At 60.8% G+C, this 20,305-nt stretch carries 18 protein-coding genes; 12 read left to right on the forward strand and 6 right to left on the reverse strand.

From position 1 onward, the window contains the following. Positions 1-2 precede the first annotated feature (2 nt). The 10 genes from nuoE to nuoN all read left to right on the forward strand — a co-directional run bounded on the left by nuoE (position 3) and on the right by nuoN (position 11,967). A complete protein-coding gene (gene nuoE, locus ABEH28_RS25190; protein ID WP_065989124.1) occupies positions 3-500 on the forward strand; it encodes an NADH-quinone oxidoreductase subunit NuoE in 498 nt (165 codons plus the stop codon). Continuing rightward, positions 497-1,855, forward strand: coding sequence for an NADH-quinone oxidoreductase subunit NuoF (gene nuoF, locus ABEH28_RS25195; protein WP_192174847.1), 1,359 nt, complete (start codon positions 497-499; stop codon positions 1,853-1,855). The genes nuoE and nuoF overlap by 4 nt, the downstream gene beginning before the upstream one ends. A 134-nt stretch (positions 1,856-1,989) precedes the next feature. Continuing rightward, complete coding sequence (gene nuoG, locus ABEH28_RS25200) at positions 1,990-4,701, forward strand: NADH-quinone oxidoreductase subunit NuoG (protein WP_346631390.1); 2,712 nt, start codon at positions 1,990-1,992, stop codon at positions 4,699-4,701. After that, positions 4,698-5,687 (forward strand): NADH-quinone oxidoreductase subunit NuoH, encoded by a 990-nt coding sequence (gene nuoH / locus ABEH28_RS25205; protein WP_037008811.1) that lies wholly within the window; start codon positions 4,698-4,700, stop codon positions 5,685-5,687. The genes nuoG and nuoH overlap by 4 nt, the downstream gene beginning before the upstream one ends. Before the next feature lie 11 nt (positions 5,688-5,698). Beyond that, positions 5,699-6,247, forward strand: coding sequence for an NADH-quinone oxidoreductase subunit NuoI (gene nuoI / locus ABEH28_RS25210; RefSeq protein ID WP_037008808.1), 549 nt, complete (start codon positions 5,699-5,701; stop codon positions 6,245-6,247). 9 nt (positions 6,248-6,256) lie between these two features. Then, positions 6,257-6,757: an NADH-quinone oxidoreductase subunit J gene (gene nuoJ / locus ABEH28_RS25215; RefSeq protein ID WP_037008804.1), complete on the forward strand. Its 501-nt coding sequence runs from the start codon at positions 6,257-6,259 to the stop codon at positions 6,755-6,757. A 4-nt stretch (positions 6,758-6,761) separates the two neighbouring features. Beyond that, entirely contained in the window at positions 6,762-7,073 is a 312-nt protein-coding gene (nuoK, locus tag ABEH28_RS25220; RefSeq protein WP_065989117.1) for an NADH-quinone oxidoreductase subunit NuoK, read from the forward strand. After that, a complete protein-coding gene (gene nuoL / locus ABEH28_RS25225; RefSeq protein ID WP_172611451.1) occupies positions 7,070-8,917 on the forward strand; it encodes an NADH-quinone oxidoreductase subunit L in 1,848 nt (615 codons plus the stop codon). Before nuoK ends, nuoL begins: the two co-directional genes overlap by 4 nt. A gap of 52 nt (positions 8,918-8,969) precedes the next feature. Further along, positions 8,970-10,502 carry an NADH-quinone oxidoreductase subunit M gene (nuoM, locus tag ABEH28_RS25230; RefSeq protein ID WP_346631391.1) on the forward strand — a complete coding sequence of 511 codons (1,533 nt, stop codon included), beginning with the start codon at positions 8,970-8,972 and terminating at the stop codon, positions 10,500-10,502. A gap of 7 nt (positions 10,503-10,509) precedes the next feature. Beyond that, positions 10,510-11,967 (forward strand): NADH-quinone oxidoreductase subunit NuoN, encoded by a 1,458-nt coding sequence (gene nuoN / locus ABEH28_RS25235; protein WP_192174849.1) that lies wholly within the window; start codon positions 10,510-10,512, stop codon positions 11,965-11,967. Between the two features lie 815 nt (positions 11,968-12,782). On the opposite strand, the gene ABEH28_RS25240 is transcribed toward nuoN, so the two are convergent. The 6 genes from ABEH28_RS25240 to ABEH28_RS25265 form a co-directional block, all read right to left on the reverse strand. Next, the gene (locus ABEH28_RS25240; protein ID WP_192174850.1) at positions 12,783-13,847 is read right to left on the reverse strand and encodes an AI-2E family transporter; all 1,065 of its coding nucleotides are present in this window, start codon (positions 13,845-13,847) and stop codon (positions 12,783-12,785) included. A gap of 142 nt (positions 13,848-13,989) precedes the next feature. Continuing rightward, on the reverse strand, positions 13,990-15,669 hold the full coding sequence (locus ABEH28_RS25245) for a methyl-accepting chemotaxis protein (RefSeq protein WP_346631392.1): 1,680 nt from the start codon (positions 15,667-15,669) through the stop codon (positions 13,990-13,992). Between the two features lie 85 nt (positions 15,670-15,754). Further along, positions 15,755-17,110 carry an ATP-binding protein gene (locus ABEH28_RS25250; RefSeq protein ID WP_346631393.1) on the reverse strand — a complete coding sequence of 452 codons (1,356 nt, stop codon included), beginning with the start codon at positions 17,108-17,110 and terminating at the stop codon, positions 15,755-15,757. Continuing rightward, entirely contained in the window at positions 17,107-17,775 is a 669-nt protein-coding gene (locus tag ABEH28_RS25255; protein ID WP_272635029.1) for a response regulator transcription factor, read from the reverse strand. The genes ABEH28_RS25250 and ABEH28_RS25255 overlap by 4 nt, the downstream gene beginning before the upstream one ends. Further along, the gene (locus tag ABEH28_RS25260) at positions 17,775-18,104 is read right to left on the reverse strand and encodes a PepSY domain-containing protein (RefSeq protein WP_346631394.1); all 330 of its coding nucleotides are present in this window, start codon (positions 18,102-18,104) and stop codon (positions 17,775-17,777) included. The genes ABEH28_RS25255 and ABEH28_RS25260 overlap by 1 nt, the downstream gene beginning before the upstream one ends. Continuing rightward, positions 18,104-18,412: a PepSY domain-containing protein gene (locus tag ABEH28_RS25265; RefSeq protein ID WP_192174855.1), complete on the reverse strand. Its 309-nt coding sequence runs from the start codon at positions 18,410-18,412 to the stop codon at positions 18,104-18,106. The genes ABEH28_RS25260 and ABEH28_RS25265 overlap by 1 nt, the downstream gene beginning before the upstream one ends. A 163-nt stretch (positions 18,413-18,575) precedes the next feature. Here ABEH28_RS25265 and ABEH28_RS25270 point away from each other — a divergent pair, with 163 nt between their 5' ends. Both ABEH28_RS25270 and queD read left to right on the forward strand, forming a co-directional pair. Then, the gene (locus ABEH28_RS25270; RefSeq protein ID WP_346631395.1) at positions 18,576-19,658 is read left to right on the forward strand and encodes a patatin-like phospholipase family protein; all 1,083 of its coding nucleotides are present in this window, start codon (positions 18,576-18,578) and stop codon (positions 19,656-19,658) included. Positions 19,659-19,762: 104 nt separating this feature from the next. Next, positions 19,763-20,119 (forward strand): 6-carboxytetrahydropterin synthase QueD, encoded by a 357-nt coding sequence (gene queD, locus ABEH28_RS25275; protein WP_282370113.1) that lies wholly within the window; start codon positions 19,763-19,765, stop codon positions 20,117-20,119. Positions 20,120-20,305 lie beyond the last annotated feature (186 nt).

Genomic DNA, 20,305 nt, shown 5'->3' on the forward strand with positions numbered 1-20,305 from the left:
GCATGAACAGCACGCTTATCCAGACAGACCGTTTCGCCCTGAGCGAATCCGAGCGCTCGGCCATCGAGCACGAAATGCATCACTACGAGGACCCGCGCGCGGCGTCCATCGAAGCCCTGAAGATTGTTCAGAAGGAACGCGGCTGGGTGCCGGACGGCGCCATCTACGCAATCGGCGAAGTGCTGGGCATCCCTGCCAGCGACGTTGAAGGCGTGGCGACGTTCTATAGCCAGATCTTCCGTCAGCCGGTAGGCCGCCACATCATTCGCGTCTGCAACAGCATGGTCTGTTTCATCGCCGGTCATGAAGACATCGTCAGCGAGATTCAGAGCAAGCTGGGCATCGGCCTGGGTCAGACCACCGCCGACGGCCGCTTCACGCTGTTGCCGGCCTGCTGCCTGGGCAACTGCGACAAGGCGCCGGCGGTCATGATCGACGACGACACTTTCGGCAATCTACAGCCTGCGGGCGTCGCCCCGCTGCTGGAGGGTTACGTATGACCATCACTTCCTTCGGCCCCGCCAACCTCATCACCCGCGCTCCGGAAACCCATCCGCTGACCTGGCGTCTGCGCGATGACGGCGAGCCGGTGTGGCTCGACGAATATCAGAAGAAAGACGGTTACGCCGCGGCGCGCAAAGCGTTCGCCACGCTGTCGCCTGACGAAATCGTTCAGGCCGTCAAAGACTCCGGCCTCAAGGGTCGCGGCGGCGCAGGCTTCCCCACGGGCGTGAAGTGGGGGCTGATGCCCAAAGACGAATCCATGAACATCCGTTACCTGCTGTGTAACGCCGATGAAATGGAGCCGAACACCTGGAAGGACCGCATGCTGATGGAGCAACAGCCCCATCTGCTGATCGAGGGCATGCTGATCAGTGCACGCGCGCTGAAGGCCTACCGCGGTTACATCTTCCTGCGCGGCGAGTACACCACTGCGGCCGTGCACCTGCGCCGTGCGGTAAAAGAAGCCGAAGCGGCCGGCCTGCTGGGCAAGAACATCCTCGGCAGCGGTTTTGATTTCGAGCTGATCGTGCACACCGGCGCAGGGCGTTACATCTGCGGCGAAGAAACCGCACTGATCAACTCCCTCGAAGGCCGTCGCGCCAACCCGCGTTCCAAGCCACCCTTCCCTGCCGCCGTTGGCGTATGGGGCAAGCCGACCTGCGTGAACAACGTCGAGACGCTGTGCAACGTCCCGGCCATCGTCAACAACGGCAACGACTGGTACAAGTCCCTCGCCCGCGAAGGCAGCGAAGACCACGGCACCAAACTGATGGGTTTCTCCGGCAAGGTGAAGAACCCCGGCCTGTGGGAATTGCCATTCGGCCTGCCTGCCCGCGAGCTGTTCGAAGACTACGCCGGCGGCATGCGCGACGGCTTCAAGCTCAAGTGCTGGCAGCCCGGCGGCGCCGGTACCGGCTTCCTGTTGCCGGAACACCTCGACTGCCAGTTCTACGCCGGCGGCGTGGCCAAGGTCGGCACCCGGATGGGTACCGGTCTGGCGATGGCGGTGGACGACAAGGTCAACATGGTGTCGCTGCTGCGCAACATGGAAGAGTTCTTCGCCCAGGAGTCGTGCGGGTTCTGCACGCCATGCCGCGATGGCTTGCCGTGGAGCGTGAAGATGCTGCGCGCCCTCGAGAACGGCCAGGGTCAACCGGGCGATATCGAGACGCTGCTGGGGTTGGTTAACTTCCTCGGCCCAGGCAAAACCTTCTGCGCCCACGCACCGGGCGCCGTGGAACCTCTGGGCAGCGCGATCAAGTACTTCCGGCCGGAATTCGAGGCAGGCATCGCACCGACACGTGCGGGCGACCTCAATCAGGTCATCAGTCCGACCATGGTCGGCGCATAACACAATAAACGGTCGGCGGCTCACAAGGCCGCCTTCCCTGCATCCGACGACGCCGCGAGGCTGTTTGAGTCGGATGGCACCGAGATTCCATTAGCCACGCCCGCTGACACCGGGCCAACGAAGAACTTTGAACCATGGCCACTATCCACGTAGACGGCAAAGCGCTCGAAGTCGATGGCGCAGACAACCTGTTACAGGCATGTCTGTCGCTGGGCCTCGACATCCCTTATTTCTGCTGGCATCCGGCACTTGGCAGTGTTGGCGCCTGTCGCCAGTGCGCGGTCAAGCAGTACACCGACGAGAACGACACCCGTGGTCGTATCGTCATGTCCTGCATGACGCCCGCCACTGACAACACCTGGATCTCCATCGAAGACGACGAATCCAAGGCGTTTCGCGCCAGCGTCGTCGAATGGCTGATGACCAACCACCCGCACGACTGCCCGGTCTGCGAGGAAGGCGGTCACTGTCATTTGCAGGACATGACGGTGATGACCGGCCACAACGAGCGCCGCTATCGCTTCACCAAGCGTACTCACCAGAACCAGGAACTGGGGCCGTTCATCGCACACGAGATGAACCGCTGCATCGCCTGCTATCGCTGCGTGCGCTTCTATAAGGACTACGCCGGCGGTACTGACCTCGGCGTGTTTGGCGCCCACGACAACGTGTACTTCGGTCGCGTTGAAGACGGCACCCTGGAAAGCGAATTCTCCGGCAACCTCACCGAGGTCTGCCCGACCGGTGTATTCACCGACAAGACCCACTCCGAGCGCTACAACCGGAAATGGGACATGCAGTTCTCGCCGAGCATCTGCCACGGCTGCTCAAGCGGCTGCAACATCAGCCCGGGCGAACGTTATGGCGAAATCCGCCGTATCGAAAACCGCTACAACGGTTCGGTGAACCAGTATTTCCTCTGCGACCGTGGCCGTTTCGGTTATGGCTACGTCAACCGCACGGACCGTCCGCGCCAGCCGCTGGCCGAAGGCATCAAGCTGGGCCTGGACGCTGCGCTGGATAAAGCGGCTGACCTGCTGCGCGGGCGCAACATCGTCGGCATCGGTTCGCCCCGCGCCAGCCTGGAAAGCAACTTCGCCCTGCGCGAACTGGTCGGCGCCGAGCATTTCTACTCGGGCATCGAAGCCGGGGAGCTGGAGCGTCTGCGCCTGATCGCCGAAGTGCTGAAAGACAGCCCGCTGCCGATCCCGACCCTGCGTGAAGTCGAAGAGCACGACGCCGTGTTCATCCTTGGCGAAGACGTCACCCAGACCGCTGCGCGCATGGCCCTCGGCTTGCGTCAGTCGGTGAAGAACAAAGCCGAAGACATGGCCGCTGCGATGAAAGTCCAGCCATGGCTTGACGCTGCGGTGAAGAACATCGGTCAGCACGAGTTGAACCCTCTGTTCATCGCCAGCCTCACCGACACCCGCCTCGACGACATCGCCGAAGAGTGCGTGCACGCGGCGCCTGACGACCTGGCGCGCATCGGTTTCGCGGTGGCCCACGCCATCGACCCGAGCGCTCCGGCCGTTGTTGGCCTGGACAGCGAAGCGCTGGAACTGGCCGAGCGCATTGCCACCGCGTTGCTTGACGCCAAGCGCCCACTGATCGTCTCCGGCGCCTCGCTGGGTTCGAACGCGCTGATCGAAGCCGCGGCGAACATCGCCAAAGCCTTGAAGCTGCGCGACAAGCAGGGTTCGCTGAGCCTGATCGTGCCGGAAGCCAACAGCATGGGCCTGACCCTGTTCGGTGGCGACTCGGTCGACGCTGCGCTGCAAGCCGTGATTTCCGGTCAGGCCGACGCCATCGTCGTGCTGGAAAACGACCTGTTTACCCGCGTGGACGCGGCAACGGTCGACGCTGCATTGAAGGCCGCCAAAGTGGTCATCGTTGCCGATCACCAGAAGACCGCGACCACCGACCGCGCGCACCTGGTGCTGCCGGCTGCAAGCTTTGCCGAAGGCGACGGTACGCTGGTCAGCCAGGAAGGCCGCGCCCAGCGCTTCTTCCAGGTCTTTGATCCAACTTACCTGGACGCAAGCATTCTGGTTCACGAAGGCTGGCGCTGGCTGCATGCCCTGCGCGCTACCCTGTTGAATCAGCCGGTTGACTGGACTCAGCTCGACCACGTCACTGCCGCCTGCGCCGCCAGCAATCCGCAACTGGCCGGCATCGTCGGTGCTGCGCCGTCTGCTGCGTTCCGCATCAAGGGCCTGAAACTGGCTCGCGAGCCGCTTCGTTACAGCGGCCGGACCGCCATGCGCGCCAATATCAGCGTCCACGAACCGCGTACGCCGCAGGACAAAGACACTGCGTTCGCGTTCTCGATGGAAGGTTACTCGGGCTCTGCCGAACCCCGCTCCCAGGTGCCGTTCGCCTGGTCGCCGGGCTGGAACTCGCCACAGGCGTGGAACAAGTTCCAGGACGAAGTCGGTGGTCACCTGCGTGCCGGCGATCCGGGCGTGCGCCTGATCGAAAGCAGCGGCGACAAGCTGGGCTGGTTCGCCAATGTCCCGCGTGCCTTCTCCCCTGCACAAGGAACCTGGCAGGTCGTGCCGTTCTATCACCTGTTCGGCAGCGAGGAGACTTCCTCCAAAGCCGGGCCGGTTCAAGAGCGCATTCCTCAGGCATATGTGGCGCTGGCCAAGTCCGAAGCGGACCGTCTGGGCGTCAACGACGGCGCACTGCTGAGCCTGAGTGTTGCCGGACAGACACTGCGTCTGCCGCTGCGCATCAGTGAAGAACTGGGCGCAGGCCTGGTGGCATTGCCGTCCGGTCTGGCGGGCATTCCTCCGGCGTTGTTCGGCAAAACCGTCGACGCACTGCAGGAGGCCGCTCAATGACCTGGTTCACCCCTGAAGTGATCGACTCGATCATCGCCGTCGTCAAGGCCATCGTGGTGCTGCTCGCCGTGGTGGTCTGCGGCGCGCTGCTCAGCTTCGTCGAACGTCGTCTGCTGGGCTGGTGGCAGGACCGTTACGGTCCGAACCGCGTCGGTCCGTTCGGCATGTTCCAGATCGCCGCCGACATGCTGAAGATGTTCTTTAAAGAGGACTGGAACCCGCCCTTCGTCGACCGGGTGATCTTCACCCTGGCGCCGGTGGTGGCCATGAGCGCGCTGTTGATCGCGTTCTCGGTCATCCCGGTGACCCAGACCTGGGTAGTCGCCGACCTGAACATCGGTCTGCTGTTCTTCTTCGCCATGGCCGGTCTGTCGGTCTATGCGGTGCTGTTCGCCGGTTGGTCATCGAACAACAAGTACGCCCTGCTGGGCAGCTTGCGTGCCTCGGCGCAGACCGTGTCGTACGAAGTGTTCCTCGGCCTGTCACTGATGGGCATCGTGGTGCAGGTTGGTTCGTTCAACATGGGCGACATCGTCAAGTACCAGGCCGATCACCTGTGGTTCATCATTCCGCAGTTCTTCGGCTTCTGTACCTTCTTCATCGCTGGCGTCGCCGTGACTCACCGTCACCCGTTCGACCAGCCGGAAGCGGAACAGGAACTGGCCGACGGTTACCACATTGAATACGCCGGCATGAAATGGGGCATGTTCTTCGTCGGTGAGTACATCGGCATCATCCTGATCTCGGCGCTGCTGGTGACCCTGTTCTTCGGTGGCTGGCATGGCCCGTTCGATATCCTGCCGCAACTGTCGTTCATGTGGTTTGCCCTGAAAACCGCGTTCTTCATCATGCTGTTCATCCTGTTGCGTGCTTCGATCCCTCGTCCGCGTTATGACCAGGTGATGGATTTCAGCTGGAAGTTCTGCTTGCCACTGACCCTGATCAATTTGCTGGTGACCGCTGCGGTCGTCCTGGCGGCTCAGTGAGGATTTGACCCATGTTCAAATATATTGGCGACATCGTTAAGGGTACGGGTACCCAGCTGCGCAGCCTGATCATGGTCTTCGGCCATGGCTTCCGTAAGCGTGACACCCTGCAATATCCGGAAGAGCAGGTCTATCTGCCGCCGCGCTACCGTGGCCGCATCGTCCTGACCCGCGACCCCGACGGCGAAGAGCGCTGCGTGGCGTGCAACCTGTGCGCCGTGGCGTGCCCGGTGGGTTGCATCTCGCTGCAGAAGGCCGAGACCGACGACGGTCGTTGGTATCCGGAGTTCTTCCGCATCAATTTCTCGCGTTGCATCTTCTGCGGCATGTGTGAGGAAGCTTGCCCGACCACCGCGATCCAGCTGACACCGGATTTCGAGATGGCCGAGTTCAAACGTCAGGATCTGGTGTACGAGAAGGAAGATCTGCTGATCTCCGGCCCCGGCAAGAACCCTGATTACAACTTCTACCGCGTTGCGGGGATGGCCATCGCCGGCAAGCCGAAAGGCGATGCACAGAACGAAGCCCAGCCCATCAACGTCAAGAGCTTGCTGCCTTAAGGAAGAAAGATGGAATTCGCTTTCTATTTCGCATCCGGCATCGCTGTGGTGGCCACCCTTCGGGTGATCACCAACACAAACCCGGTGCACGCCCTGCTCTACCTGATCATTTCGCTGATCGCCGTGGCCATGACGTTCTTCAGTCTCGGTGCACCGTTTGCCGGTGCCCTGGAAGTCATCGCTTACGCGGGCGCCATCATGGTGCTGTTCGTCTTCGTGGTGATGATGCTGAACCTGGGCCCGGCCTCGGTTCAACAAGAACGCGCCTGGCTCAAACCCGGCATCTGGCTCGGCCCGATTCTGCTGGGCGGCCTGCTCCTGGCGGAGTTGATTTACGTGCTGTTTGCCAACTCCACCGGCGCTTCCATCGGTCACACCACGGTGGACGCCAAAGCCGTCGGCATCAGCCTGTTTGGCCCTTACCTGCTGGTTGTCGAACTCGCCTCGATGCTGCTGCTTGCGGCAGCCGTGACGGCGTTCCATGTCGGCCGCAACGAGGCGAAGGAGTAAAGCCATGAACTCAGCAATCCCTCTGGAACATGGTCTGGCGGTCGCCGGCATCCTGTTCTGCCTCGGCCTGGCGGGCCTGTTGGTACGCCGCAACATTCTGTTCGTGTTGATGAGCCTGGAAATCATGATGAACGCAGCCGCGCTGGCCTTTGTGGTCGCGGGCAGCCGTTGGGCACAGCCTGACGGCCAGATCATGTTCATTCTGGTGATCAGCCTTGCCGCAGCCGAGGCCAGCATTGGCCTGGCGATCCTGCTGCAACTGTATCGCCGCTTCCACACGCTCGATATCGACGCTGCCAGCGAGATGCGCGGATGAACCTACTCTTTCTGACTTTCGTATTCCCCCTGATCGGTTTCCTGCTGCTGTCGTTCTCGCGCGGCAAATGGTCGGAAAACCTCTCAGCCCTGATCGGCGTGGGCTCCATTGGCCTGTCGGCCATCGTGGCCGCGTATGTGATCTTCCAGTTCAACGTCTCACCACCCGAAGGCGGTCACCTGACCATGGTGCTGTGGCGCTGGATGTCGGTAGACGGCTTCGAGCCCAACTTCGCCCTGTATGTCGATGGCCTGTCCATTACCATGCTCGGTGTGGTGGTCGGCGTTGGCTTCCTGATTCACCTGTTCGCCTCGTGGTACATGCGCGGTGAAGACGGCTATTCGCGCTTCTTCGCCTACACTAACCTGTTCATTGCCAGCATGTTGTTCCTGATCCTGGGCGACAACCTGCTGTTCATCTACTTCGGTTGGGAAGGCGTGGGCCTGTGCTCGTACCTGTTGATCGGTTTCTATTACAGCAACCGCAACAACGGCAACGCAGCACTGAAAGCCTTCATCGTGACCCGCATCGGCGACGTGTTCATGGCCATCGGCCTGTTCATCCTGTTCCAGCAGCTGGGCACGCTGAACATTCAGGAACTGCTGGTTCGTGCGCCTCAGCACTTCAAGGTTGGTGATTTCTGGATCGTCCTGGCCACGCTGATGCTGCTGGGCGGTGCTGTCGGTAAATCCGCGCAACTGCCGCTGCAAACCTGGCTGGCGGATGCGATGGCCGGTCCTACTCCGGTGTCGGCACTGATCCACGCCGCCACCATGGTGACCGCGGGCGTTTACCTGATCGCGCGGACCCACGGCCTGTTCATCCTCGCTCCGGACATCCTGCATCTGGTCGGCATTGTCGGCGGCGTGACCCTCGTACTGGCAGGTTTCGCGGCACTGGTGCAGACCGACATCAAACGTATCCTCGCCTACTCGACCATGAGCCAGATCGGCTACATGTTCCTGGCGCTGGGCGTGGGTGCATGGGACGGCGCGATTTTCCACCTGATGACCCACGCCTTCTTCAAGGCGCTGCTGTTCCTCGCGTCCGGCGCGGTGATCGTTGCCTGCCATCACGAGCAGAACATCTTCAAGATGGGCGGCCTGTGGAAGAAGCTGCCACTGGCCTACGCCAGCTTCATCGTCGGCGGCGCGGCGTTGTCGGCCTTGCCACTGGTCACTGCGGGTTTCTACTCCAAGGACGAAATCCTCTGGGAAGCGTTCGCCAGCGGTCATCAGTACCTGCTTTATGCCGGTCTGGTCGGTGCGTTCATGACCTCGCTGTACACCTTCCGCCTGATCTTCATCGCCTTCCACGGCGAAGCGAAGACCGAAGCCCACGCCGGCCACGGGATTTCCCACTGGTTGCCGCTGGGTGTGCTGATCGTGCTGTCGACGTTCATTGGCGCCTGGATTCATCCGCCACTGGCCGGCGTGCTGCCGGAAAGCGCGGGTCATGCGGGTGGCGAAGCCAAGCACAGCCTGGAAATCGCCTCGGGCGCCATCGCTCTGGCCGGTATCCTGCTGGCGGCGGTGCTGTTCCTCGGCAAGCGTCGTCTGGCCACGGCCATCGCCAACAGCGGTCCGGGTCGTTTCCTGTCTGCATGGTGGTTTGCGGCCTGGGGCTTCGACTGGGTGTATGACGTGCTGTTCGTCAAACCTTACCTGGCAATCAGCCGCCTGCTGCGTGGCGACCCGCTTGACCACACAATCGGCCTGATTCCGCGTCTGGTCAAAGCTGGCAACGGCTTGATGACCCGCACCGAAACCGGTCAGCTCCGTTGGTACGCCGCTTCGATCGCCGCAGGTGCCGTACTGGTACTCGGCGCGATTGTGCTGGTCTGATGAGTCGAACTGACATGAACCTTGCGACTTTGCGAAAGGAATTGAGCCCGTCATGATTCTGCCCTGGCTAATCCTGATCCCCTTCATCGGCGGCCTGCTGTGCTGGCAAGGTGAGCGCTTCGGCCCTACCCTGCCGCGCTGGATTGCGCTGTTGACCATGTCTCTCGAGACGATTCTGGGCCTGTGGGTCTGGAGCACCGGTACGTTTACCTACGCTCCAGTTCCGGGCGCCGATCCGACCTGGGCCCTTGAATTCAAGCTCCAGTGGATCCAGCGCTTCGGCATCAGCGTGCACCTGGCCCTCGATGGCCTGTCCCTGCTGATGATTCTGCTGACCGGCCTGCTGGGTATCCTCTCGGTACTCTGCTCGTGGAAAGAGATTCAACGTAACGTCGGCTTCTTCCACCTGAACCTGATGTGGATCCTGGGCGGTGTCGTCGGCGTGTTCCTCGCCATCGACCTGTTCATGTTCTTCTTCTTCTGGGAAATGATGCTGGTGCCGATGTACTTCCTCATCGCGCTCTGGGGTCACAGCTCGGCGGACGGCAAGAAGACGCGGATCTACGCAGCGACCAAGTTCTTCATCTTCACTCAGGCCAGCGGCCTGATCATGTTGGTGGCGATCCTGGGTCTGGTCTTGGTGCACTTCAACCAGACCGGCGTGATCACCTTCGGCTACGCGGACCTGCTGAAAACCAAGCTGTCCCACGGCACCGAATACATCCTGATGCTGGGCTTCTTCATCGCTTTCGCGGTGAAGCTGCCAATCGTGCCGCTGCACTCCTGGTTGCCTGACGCTCACGCCCAGGCGCCGACCGCAGGTTCCGTGGACCTGGCAGGCATCCTGCTGAAGACCGCTGCGTATGGTCTGCTGCGTTTTGCGCTGCCGCTGTTCCCAAATGCGTCGGCCGAGTTCGCGCCGATCGCCATGGTGCTGGGCCTGATCGGTATCTTCTACGGTGCTTTCCTCGCCTTCGCCCAGACCGACATCAAGCGCCTGATCGCGTTTTCCAGCGTTTCGCACATGGGCTTCGTGCTGATCGGCATCTACTCCGGTAGCCAGCAGGCGCTGCAAGGCGTCGTCGTTCAGATGCTCGCTCACGGTCTGTCGGCTGCCGCGCTGTTTATCCTCAGCGGTCAGTTGTACGAGCGTCTGCACACCCGCGACATGCGCGAAATGGGTGGCCTGTGGAGCAAGATCGCGTACCTGCCGGCCATCAGCCTGTTCTTCGCCGCTGCGTCGCTGGGCCTGCCAGGCACCGGTAACTTCGTCGGTGAATTCCTGATCCTGATCGGCAGCTTTGTCAGCGCCCCATGGATCACCGCCATCGCGACTTCCGGCCTGGTGTTCGGTTCTGTCTACTCGCTGATCATGATCCACCGCGCCTACTTCGGCCCGGCCAAGTCCGACGCGGTCTACAAGGGCATGGACGGTCGGGAATTGATCATGGTGCTGGGTCTGGCGGTGTTGTTGATTGTGCTGGGCGTGTACCCGCAACCGATCCTTGACACATCCTCGGCGACCATGCATGGCGTGCAGCAATGGCTCGGCACCGCCTTCACTCAACTCGCTTCGGCCCGGTAAGAGCGCTATGGACCTGACGATTCAACACTTTATTGCGCTGGCGCCGCTGCTGATTACCAGCATCACCGTTGTGGTGGTGATGCTGGGCATCGCATGGCGTCGCAGTCACTCGCAATCATTCCTGCTGACGGTAGCGGGACTCAACCTGGCTTTGCTGTCCATCTACCCGGCGCTGAAAGTCGCGCCGCTGGTGGTCACGCCTTTGCTGCAAATCGACAGCTTCGCCTGCCTCTACATGGGCATCATCCTGGTGTCCACGCTGGCCTGCGTCACCCTGGCCCACGCCTACCTGGGTGAAGGCAAGGCAGGTTACCCGGGCAACCGCGAAGAGCTTTACCTGCTGATCCTCATGGCAGCGGCCGGCGGGCTGGTGCTGGTCGCCGCGCAACACCTGGCGAGCCTGTTTATCGGTCTGGAGTTGCTGTCGGTGCCGGTCTACGGTCTGGTGGCTTACGCCTTCTTCAACAAGCGTTCGCTGGAAGGTGGCATCAAGTACATGGTGCTGTCGGCAGCCGGCTCGGCGTTCCTGCTGTTCGGTATGGCGCTGCTGTATGCCGAATCCGGCAGCCTGGGTTTCAGCGAAATCGGCAAGGCCATCGCCGCCACCGGCATGCCAAGCCCGATCGCAAGCCTGGGTCTGGGCATGATGCTGGTGGGTCTGGGCTTCAAGCTGTCGCTGGTGCCGTTCCACTTGTGGACACCGGACGTATACGAAGGCGCCCCTGCCCCGGTAGCGGCTTTCCTCGCTACGGCCAGTAAGGTCGCGGTGTTCGGCGTGCTGGTTCGTCTGTTCCAGATATCTCCGGCAGCCACCAGCGGCGTGCTGACGGACGTGATGTCGGTCATCGCCGTGGCGTCGATCCTGGTCGGTAACCTGCTGGCGCTGACGCAGAACAACCTCAAGCGTCTGCTGGGTTATTCGTCTATCGCGCACTTCGGTTACCTGATGATCGCGATGGTGGCGAGCAAGGGCATGGCGGTCGAGGCGATCAACGTCTATCTGGTCACCTACGTGCTGACCAGCCTGGGCGCGTTCGGCGTGGTCACGCTGATGTCGTCGCCTTACAGCGGCCGCGATGCCGACGCGATGTTCGAATACCGCGGCCTTTTCTGGCGTCGTCCGTACCTTACGGCCGTGCTGACCGTGATGATGCTGTCCCTGGCGGGTATCCCGCTGACGACGGGCTTCATCGGCAAGTTCTACATCATCGCAACCGGCGTCGAAGCGCACCTGTGGTGGCTGACCGGTTCCCTGGTCGTGGGCAGCGCCATTGGCGTGTTCTATTACCTGCGTGTGATGGTGACGTTGTACCTGCAAGACTCGAAGATCCAGCGCCACGACGCTCCGTTCAACTGGGCGCAGCGTGCAGGTGGCGTGATGCTGTTGGGGATTACGCTGCTGGCGTTCTTCCTGGGCGTTTATCCGCAACCGCTGCTGACCCTGGTGGGCCATGCGGGTTTGTGATGGTTGAGTGATGCACAAAAAACCCTGCCTTCGAGCAGGGTTTTTTTATGGCTTTGATTTAGTACTTCGGCACACTTCAGGATCAAGAGCATCTGCCTAACGGCAGATCGTTTCGCCTCCGGCGAGTTACTTATGGGTAGCTCCCAAGATCAAGAGCGTCTGCCTAATGGCAGACATTTCGCCTCCGGCGAGTTACTTGGAAAAGCACCCCAAGTAACCAAGGGTGCCTGCTCCTGGTTGGGTTCCTCCTCCGTCGGAATACCCTCACTCCGGTCTTGCTCCGCGGGCCCGCGCCGAACGGACATCCATGTCCTGACGGCGCTCTCGCCGCATCCATGCGGCTCGGCCCACTGCGCAAAACCTGCGTTCAGCCCGCACCAAAGTCGCGATTGGCGGTGACTTGGCTTTTTGCGTATGAAGATCAAAAGCAAATCAAATGCCGATCAACGGCTTCCCGGCTAAAGCCGGTCCTACTGGCGGAATGCGAGGCTCAGTAGGACCGGCTTTAGCCGGGAAGCTTTTGATCTTGATCTTCATGCGCAGGAAATCCAGACGACGCCAATCGCGACTTGGGTGCAGGCTGAACGTAGGTCTCGCTCCGTGGGCCGAGCCGCATGGATGCGGCGAGAGCTGCCCCCCGCCATGGATGGCGGATGGCAGCGGGCCCACGGAGCGAGACCGGAGTGAAGGAACCCTGACGAAGGAAGGGCCAAACCAGGAGCACAAGCCCTTGGTTACTTGGGGCTTTATCAAGTAACTCGCCGAAGGCGAAACGTCTGCCCTTAGGCAGACGCTCTTGATCTTAGGAACACGCGCTAGCCCGGCAATCGAACGGTTTTCTTGTCGCCGGTAAACAACGCCCACGTCGACATAAACAACGCCGCCACCATCGGCCCGATCACAAACCCGTTCAACCCGAACACCGCCATCCCGCCCAGCGTCGAAATCAGAATCAGGTAATCGGGCATCCGCGTATCCTTGCCCACCAGGATCGGACGCAACACGTTATCCACCAGCCCGATAACAAACACCCCGAACAGCCCCAACACCACGCCCTGCCAGATCATCCCGCTGAGCAGGAAGTACAGCGCAACCGGCGCCCAGACAATCCCCGCCCCCACCGCCGGCAGCAACGACAGAAACGCCATCATCACCGCCCACAGCAACGCGCTCGGGATATCCAGTGCCCAGAAAATAAACCCGCCCAACGCGCCCTGCGTGACCGCCACCACAATATTGCCCTTCACCGTCGCGCGAACCACACGGGTGAACTTCAACTGCAAGCGGCGCTTCTGCGGCTCGGCCAGCGGAATCGCGATGCGGATCTTGCGGGTGAGGTCCTGCCCATCGCGCAGGAAGAAGAACAGCAAGTACAGCATGATGAAAAAGCTGACGACGAAATCGAAGGTACCCTGCCCAAAGCTGAATGCCTGCGTGGCCAGGTAGTTGCTGCCCTGCATCGCGCTTTTGGCGATCTTGTCGCGCAACCCGTTGAAATCTCCCATGCCCAGGCGATCAAGCCAGTGCTGCACATAGGGCGGCAGCAAGACTTTGAATTCAGCCAGGTACTTGGCGATGTCGAGCTGACCACTTTCCACATTCTTGTAAAGCGTCGCCCCCTCCTGAACCATCAACGCCGCGATGACGATCACCGGCAGAATCGCGATCAGCAGACAAATCGTCAGCGTGCACAGAGAGGTCAGGTTGCGCTGCCAACCGAAGCGGGCCAGCAGACGGCGTTGCAGCGGCGCAAAGATAATCCCGAGGATCACCGCCCAGAACACCGCGCCGTAGAACGGCAGCAGGATCCAGATGAACGCGATGGTCACCAGTATCAATAACAGCAGCAGGGTTTTGTTTTGTAGCGCGGTTTCGTTCATGTTTCTTCCATGTCATTACACCGCGCCAAGCACACGGTCTGATGCTTAGTCCGTCAATCGCCACAGGAGTGCCGCGGCTGAAGTGCAAGGTCAATGGAGGAGGTGCGGACAGCGAGCCCCGAGCGAGGCCCGCCACCCCGGTCTAGATTCTGAACTGCCGGACCAACTGGCCGAGACGCTGATTCAGTTCTGTGAGGTTGCGCGACGTGGAGGCGCCGTGGCGGGTTTCATCGGCCACGCTTTCGACCGCCACGGCGATCTGGTGGACGCTGCGATTGATCTCTTCCGCCACGGCCGTCTGCTCTTCGGCGGCGCTGGCAATCTGCGCGTTCATGGCGTTGATCGTGCCGATCAGTTGACCGATCGTATCCAGCGACGCGCCGGCTTCATTGGCGCGGGCGGAGGTCCCGTCGCCCGCCTCGCTCGAGCGTCGCATCGCCTGCACCGCGCCCTGTGTGCCCTGTTGCAAGCGTTCGATCATGCCCTGGATTTCCTGAGTGCTTTGCTGCGTACGGCTGGCCAGCGCACGCACCTCATCCGCCACCACTGCGAACCCGCGGCCCGCTTCGCCGGCACGTGCAGCTTCAATGGCAGCGTTGAGCGCCAGCAGGTTGGTTTGATCGGCGATGGAACGAATCACTCCGAGCACGCCGGCGATCGACGACACGTCATTCTGCAGGCTGTCCAGTGAAGTACCGCTGTCGCGGATGTCGTTCACTAGCGCGTGAATCTGCTGGATGCTGCCGTCGACCACTCGCTTGGCGGCCTGACCTTCGGCATCGGTTTGCTGCGCCGCAACCGAAGCACCTTGAGCGCTCTTCGCGACTTCCTGCGCAGCGGCCGACATCTGATTGATCGCCGTGGCGACCTGATCGGTTTCGTGACGCTGACGCTCCATTGCCTGCTCGGAACGTTGCGCCTGGTCGGTCACTTCACCCACCAGCCCGGTCAGTTGTGCGGTCATTTCGGCGATCTGCCGGACCAGCCCATGAATCTTGTCCACAAAGCGGTTGAACGACCCGGCCAGCTCGCCGAGTTCGTCCTGGGAGGTCACCGCCAGCCGCTGAGTGAGATCACCCTCACCGGCGGCGATGTCATCGAGGTTGGCTTTCATCAGGCGCAGCGGCCGCAGAATACCGCCCGCGATCCAGAAACCCACCGCTGCGATAATCACCAATACCAGCAGAGTGATGCCAATGATGCTGACCAGCATGTTCTGCCGGCGCTCGGCGACATTCTTCTGCAGCTCCTGGACCTTGGCATCGATGTTGTCCAGATTGATCGATGACCCGAAGGCCATGTCCCATTTCGGCAGGTATTCGGTGTAACCCAGTTTGGGAACCAGCTCGCTCGAACCGGGCAGCGCGGAGGAATATTCAAGGTAATGAGTACCCGCTTTCGCCACGTCAACGAGACCGGCATTCACGAAAACGCCTTTTGGATCGCGGGCATCCTTGAAGCTCTTGCCGATGCCGTCCGGGCTATTGCCCTTAAACAGCCGCACCGCCTGAGAGTCGTAGCCGAAGAAATACCCGTCCTTGGCGTAGGTGACCTGGGAGAGCATCTTGATGACCTTCGCCCGCGCTTCCATGTCACCCGGGGCCGACGCGTCATAAAGCGGTTTGATGGTGCCCAGCGCAACGGCCACGTAACTTTGCAACGTGGCTTTGGCCTCAGCGAGCAGGTGCTGGCGGGTTTCTTCGACGTCGCGCTTGCCCTGCTCACGCAGCATGATGACGGTGCTGACGCTGATGATCAGTGCGAACACCAACACCGGAAGCACGGCAAGCGAAAGTACTTTGGCTTTGAGATTTAGCCGCATGGCAGTCATGACCCTTTGTTTTTGTGCGTTGAGCCGTTGGGGTTCCTTTACGGTTAACGGCCCGGCGCACAAAAAGTTGAGGTCACTAGGAATGAGGCGCGCTTTCGCTCCCGGGCAGTTGCGGGCTGAGTCGCTCGGGCAGATCAATGCGCACTTGCAGCCCGCCCATGGGGCTGTCCAGCAACTGAATGCGCCCGCCCCACGCCTCGACGATATCCTTGACGATGCCGAGGCCCAGACCGTGGCCGGTCACTTGCTCGTCCAGACGATTGCCACGGCCGATCACTTCATCGCGATGCTGCGAGGGGATGCCCGGACCATCGTCGTCGATCAAAAGACAGTAGCCATCAGCGCCTTTGGCAATGGTCAGCCTGACCTGGCTGTCGGCCCACTTGCAGGCGTTGTCCATCACATTGCCCAACAACTCGAGGATGTCCTCCCGATCCCATGGCAGGAACAAATCCGCAGCGATCTCACTGCTCAGCTCCAGATGCTCGCCATGAATCATCCGCAATGTGGAGAACAGCCCGGGTATCTCCGCAGCACAATCAAACCGCGCACCCGGCAACGCATCGCCTGACAAACGCGCGCGATTGAGCTCACGCTCCAGACGCTGCTGAATGTGCTGCAGCTGATCGCGCAGGGTATCGCGCACATGCGGATGACCTGCCAGCCTGTCGCCTTCGGCCAGGCTCATCAGCACGGCCAGCGGCGTTTTCAGCGCGTGGCCCATATTGCCAAGGGCATTGCGGGAGCGCTTGAGACTGTCCTCGGTGTGGGCCAGCAGATGATTGATCTGCGCGACCAGCGGTTCAAGTTCCACCGGCACTCGCTCATCAAGTTGCGAGCGCTGCCCTTGTTGCAGCTGGAAAATCTGTTCTCTGGCCCTTTCCAGCGGGCGCAATGCGCGGCGAACCGTGACGCGCTGCAACACCAGAATCAATATCAGGGCCATCAGCCCCAACCCGAGACCGATGCGCTGGACCAGTGCGAAACTGTCTCGCACCGGGGTGTAGTCCTGAGCGACGGTGATGGAGATGGTTTGCCCGAACTTGCGGTAATCGGTGTGCAGCAGCAACAGCGATTGATCGGTCTTCTCAAGCGCGAGATCAGCGTGCAGACCGGGCTTGCCCGGATGCGGCAACTCCAGATCCCACAGCGAACGCGACCGCCAATGACCCTGGTCGAAATCAATCCGGAAATAATGGCCTGAATAGGGCCGTTGATAGCCGGGCGACAGCCGATGCTCATCGAGCTGCAGGCCGTCAGGGCCGCGAACCAGTGCCACCAGCAGCAGCTCGCTTTCATTGCGCAGGCCAGACTCGAGATAACGCTGCAAGCCGACTTCAAACAACCACAGGCTGATCTGCGCCAGGACCAGCCCCACAATCAGCAGCACGCTGATCAGGCCCAGGCTCAAGCGGCGCTGTATCGACCTCACTCGCCCGTCCCGGCAAAACGATAGCCTTGCCCGCGTCGTGTCTCGACCACGGCCCGCCCAAGCTTGCGGCGCAAATGATTGACGTGGACCTCGATCACGTTCGAGTCCCGCTCGTTCTCCCCGTCATAAAGATGCTCGGCCAGATGACTTTTGGACAGAATCTGCCCGGGGTGCAGCATGAAGTAACGCAGCAGGCGAAACTCCGCCGCCGTCAGCTGGATGTCCTCTTCCCCGCGACTGACGCACTGGCGCCCTTCGTCCAGGTGCAGGCCGGCGGCTTCAAGTTTCGGCTGATTGGCCAGACCACGGACACGGCGAAGCAGCGCCTGAATGCGCAGCTGCAACTCTTCGGGATGAAAGGGTTTGGTCAGATAGTCGTCGGCGCCAGCCTTGAGTCCTTCGATACGTTCGGCCCACGAGGCCCGCGCCGTCAGAATGAGTACGGGGGTGGACAGCCCGCCGGACCGCCATTTCTGCAGGACCTCTAGTCCCGGAACGCCTGGCAGACCGAGATCAAGCACGATCAGGTCGTAAGGCTCGGTAGCTCCTTGATGAACCGCATCGCGGCCGTCAGTCAGCCAGTCGATCGCGTAACCCTGCCGGCCAAGCGTACTGATGAGCTCGTCCGCCAGGGGAACGTGGTCCTCAACCAATAACAAACGCATCAATCGTCTTCCTTGTCTTGCAACAGGCGGCTGTCACCGGCATCGAATTTCAGTTCGCGCACCACATGATCCGCAGTGAGAAGCTCGATCTCATACACCAACACGCCGTGTTTCTCCTCAAGTTCGGCTTCAAGCAGCTTGGAGCCGGGGTAACGTCCCAGTGCCTGATTAATAAACTGCTCAAGTGGCAGAATCACGCCTTTCCTGCGCAGCTCAAGCACCTCGTCCTGATTCAGATCCCGAGCCAGACACGCCAGGCTCGGGGTGACCGCACACGCGGCCACCAGACAGTAAACGAAACGCTTGGCGGGACGCTTACTGGAGATCATCAGGCGTCCTGATGGTCTTTGAGGATCTGCCCGCTGACGGCGTCGACTTCAACGTCCCACTCCACACCTTGCGCATCGCGCAGTTCGATCTGGTAAACATACTTGCCATATTCCTGTTCCAGCTCGGTGTCAGTGATGGTGGATTTCGGATGCTTCGCCAAGGCGACGGCGTTGAGCTTTTCAAAGGATTGAATAGTACCTGCATCGCGCAGTTTCAGCGCCTCATCTGGACCCAGATCCCGGGCCTGGACATAACCGGCTGTAAGGGTGAGTGCAGTCGCAGCGATAAAAGCAGTCAGGAATTTCATGGTGGATCTCCGTAGTGGTCTGGTTGTTTACGGAGCCAACGATAACCGGGCGAACTTAATTGAAGCTGAATTCATCTGGCTACGTGCCACTACCTGGCGAGCCGCCAGCGGATGTAAGCGAGATCCACGATATGATTCTCCCCTGTCAGACCCCGGAGGGGCCATGAGCAACATTCACATCAAATACCCGGCATTGACTATCAAGGCCGGCAGGCGCGCGTTGACGCGGATCAGCGAGCAAGGGCTGTCGCCGATAGACGTCGGCATCATCCCTGGCGCGGCGGGTGGTCCGAAAGCACTGGGGATTCAGGGGCTGGATCTGGCGCTGTTCGGCGAATGGCTGCCCCGGGCTCAGCGGGAGCGTTCGTTGATTGGCGCCTCCATCGGTTCCTGGCGCTTTGCAAGCGCATGCTTGCCGGACCCGGTTGCAGGGATCCAGCGACTTGGGCGACTGTACAACGAGCAGAGTTTCGCCAAAGGCGTGACCATGGCTCAAGTCACCCGCAGCTGTATGACGATGCTCGACGCGCTTTTGCAGGCGGATGATGCACACGTCCTGACGAACGCCCATTACCGGCTCAACGTGATGATCGTCAGAAGCCGTGGCTTGCTTGCCCGAGGTCATCGTGCTGGGTTGAGCCTGGGACTGGGAGCCGTGATCGCAGATAACCTGCTCGGGCGCGCGCGCCTGTCGCGGCATTTCGAGCGGCTGGTCATGCACGACCCGCGCCTCGCCCCTCCCCTTCTGCCAATGACTGACTTTCCGTCTCATTGCTTGCCACTGAATACGCTCAACCTGCGCCAGGCATTGCTGGCGTCAGGCTCCATTCCCATGGTTATGGAGGGCGTTGCAGAGATCCCCGGTGTCGGCGCAGGGATGTTCCGCGACGGCGGCCTGCTCGACTACCATCTGGATCTCCCATACAGCGGAAGCGATATCGTGCTTTATCCGCACTTTACCGACAAAATCATTCCAGGCTGGTTTGACAAGGCACTGCCATGGCGCAGAGGCGACCAGACTCGGCTTCAAGACGTCGTACTGCTTGCGCCCTCAAAGGAGTATCTGGCTACGCTGCCCTATGGCAAGCTGCCTGATCGAAGCGACTTCAAGCGGTTCGTCGGGAGGGATGCGGATCGTCAGCGGTATTGGCGGACCGCAATGGAAAGCAGCAGGCGACTGGGGGACGAGTTCCTGGAGCTCGTCGACACAGGCCGTCTCATTCAACGCCTGCAGCCCTTGGCTTAACCATCTGGTCAGGTTCCGCCTGTCACTCGCGAAACCATTACTGATAAACTCGCCGCTTGCATTTATCGCTCTGGCGATCGCCACTTCTCAAGGCTCATATCACCGTGGAAATTTTTAAAGAATTTACGTTCGAGTCAGCTCACCGGCTCCCTCACGTGCCAGACGGCCACAAGTGCGGACGCCTGCACGGTCACTCATTTCGTATAGCGATCTACCTGCAAGGCGAACCCGATCCCCATACCGGATGGATTCGCGATTTCTCCGAGATCAAGATGATATTCAAGCCTCTGTACGAGCGTCTGGACCACAACTACCTCAACGACATCCCCGGTCTGGAAAATCCGACCAGTGAAGTGTTGGTGAAGTGGATCTGGAAGGAGTTGAAGCCGCTGCTGCCAGAGCTGTCCGCCATACGGATTCACGAGACATGCACCAGCGGGTGCGTGTATCGCGGTGACTGATCAGCGTTAAAAAATGAAAACCACCCCACGGGTGGTTTTTTTTGGACCGGCGTTTAACAGCTTTTCCGCGCGCAAAAAACAAAACCCCATCTGCTTTCGCAAATGGGGTTTCGGAATTTAATCTTGACGATGACCTACTCTCACATGGGGAAACCCCACACTACCATCGGCGATGCATCGTTTCAC

The sequence above is a fragment of the Pseudomonas sp. Ps21-P2 genome (genome assembly GCF_039672565.1).
Lineage (GTDB): Bacteria > Pseudomonadota > Gammaproteobacteria > Pseudomonadales > Pseudomonadaceae > Aquipseudomonas.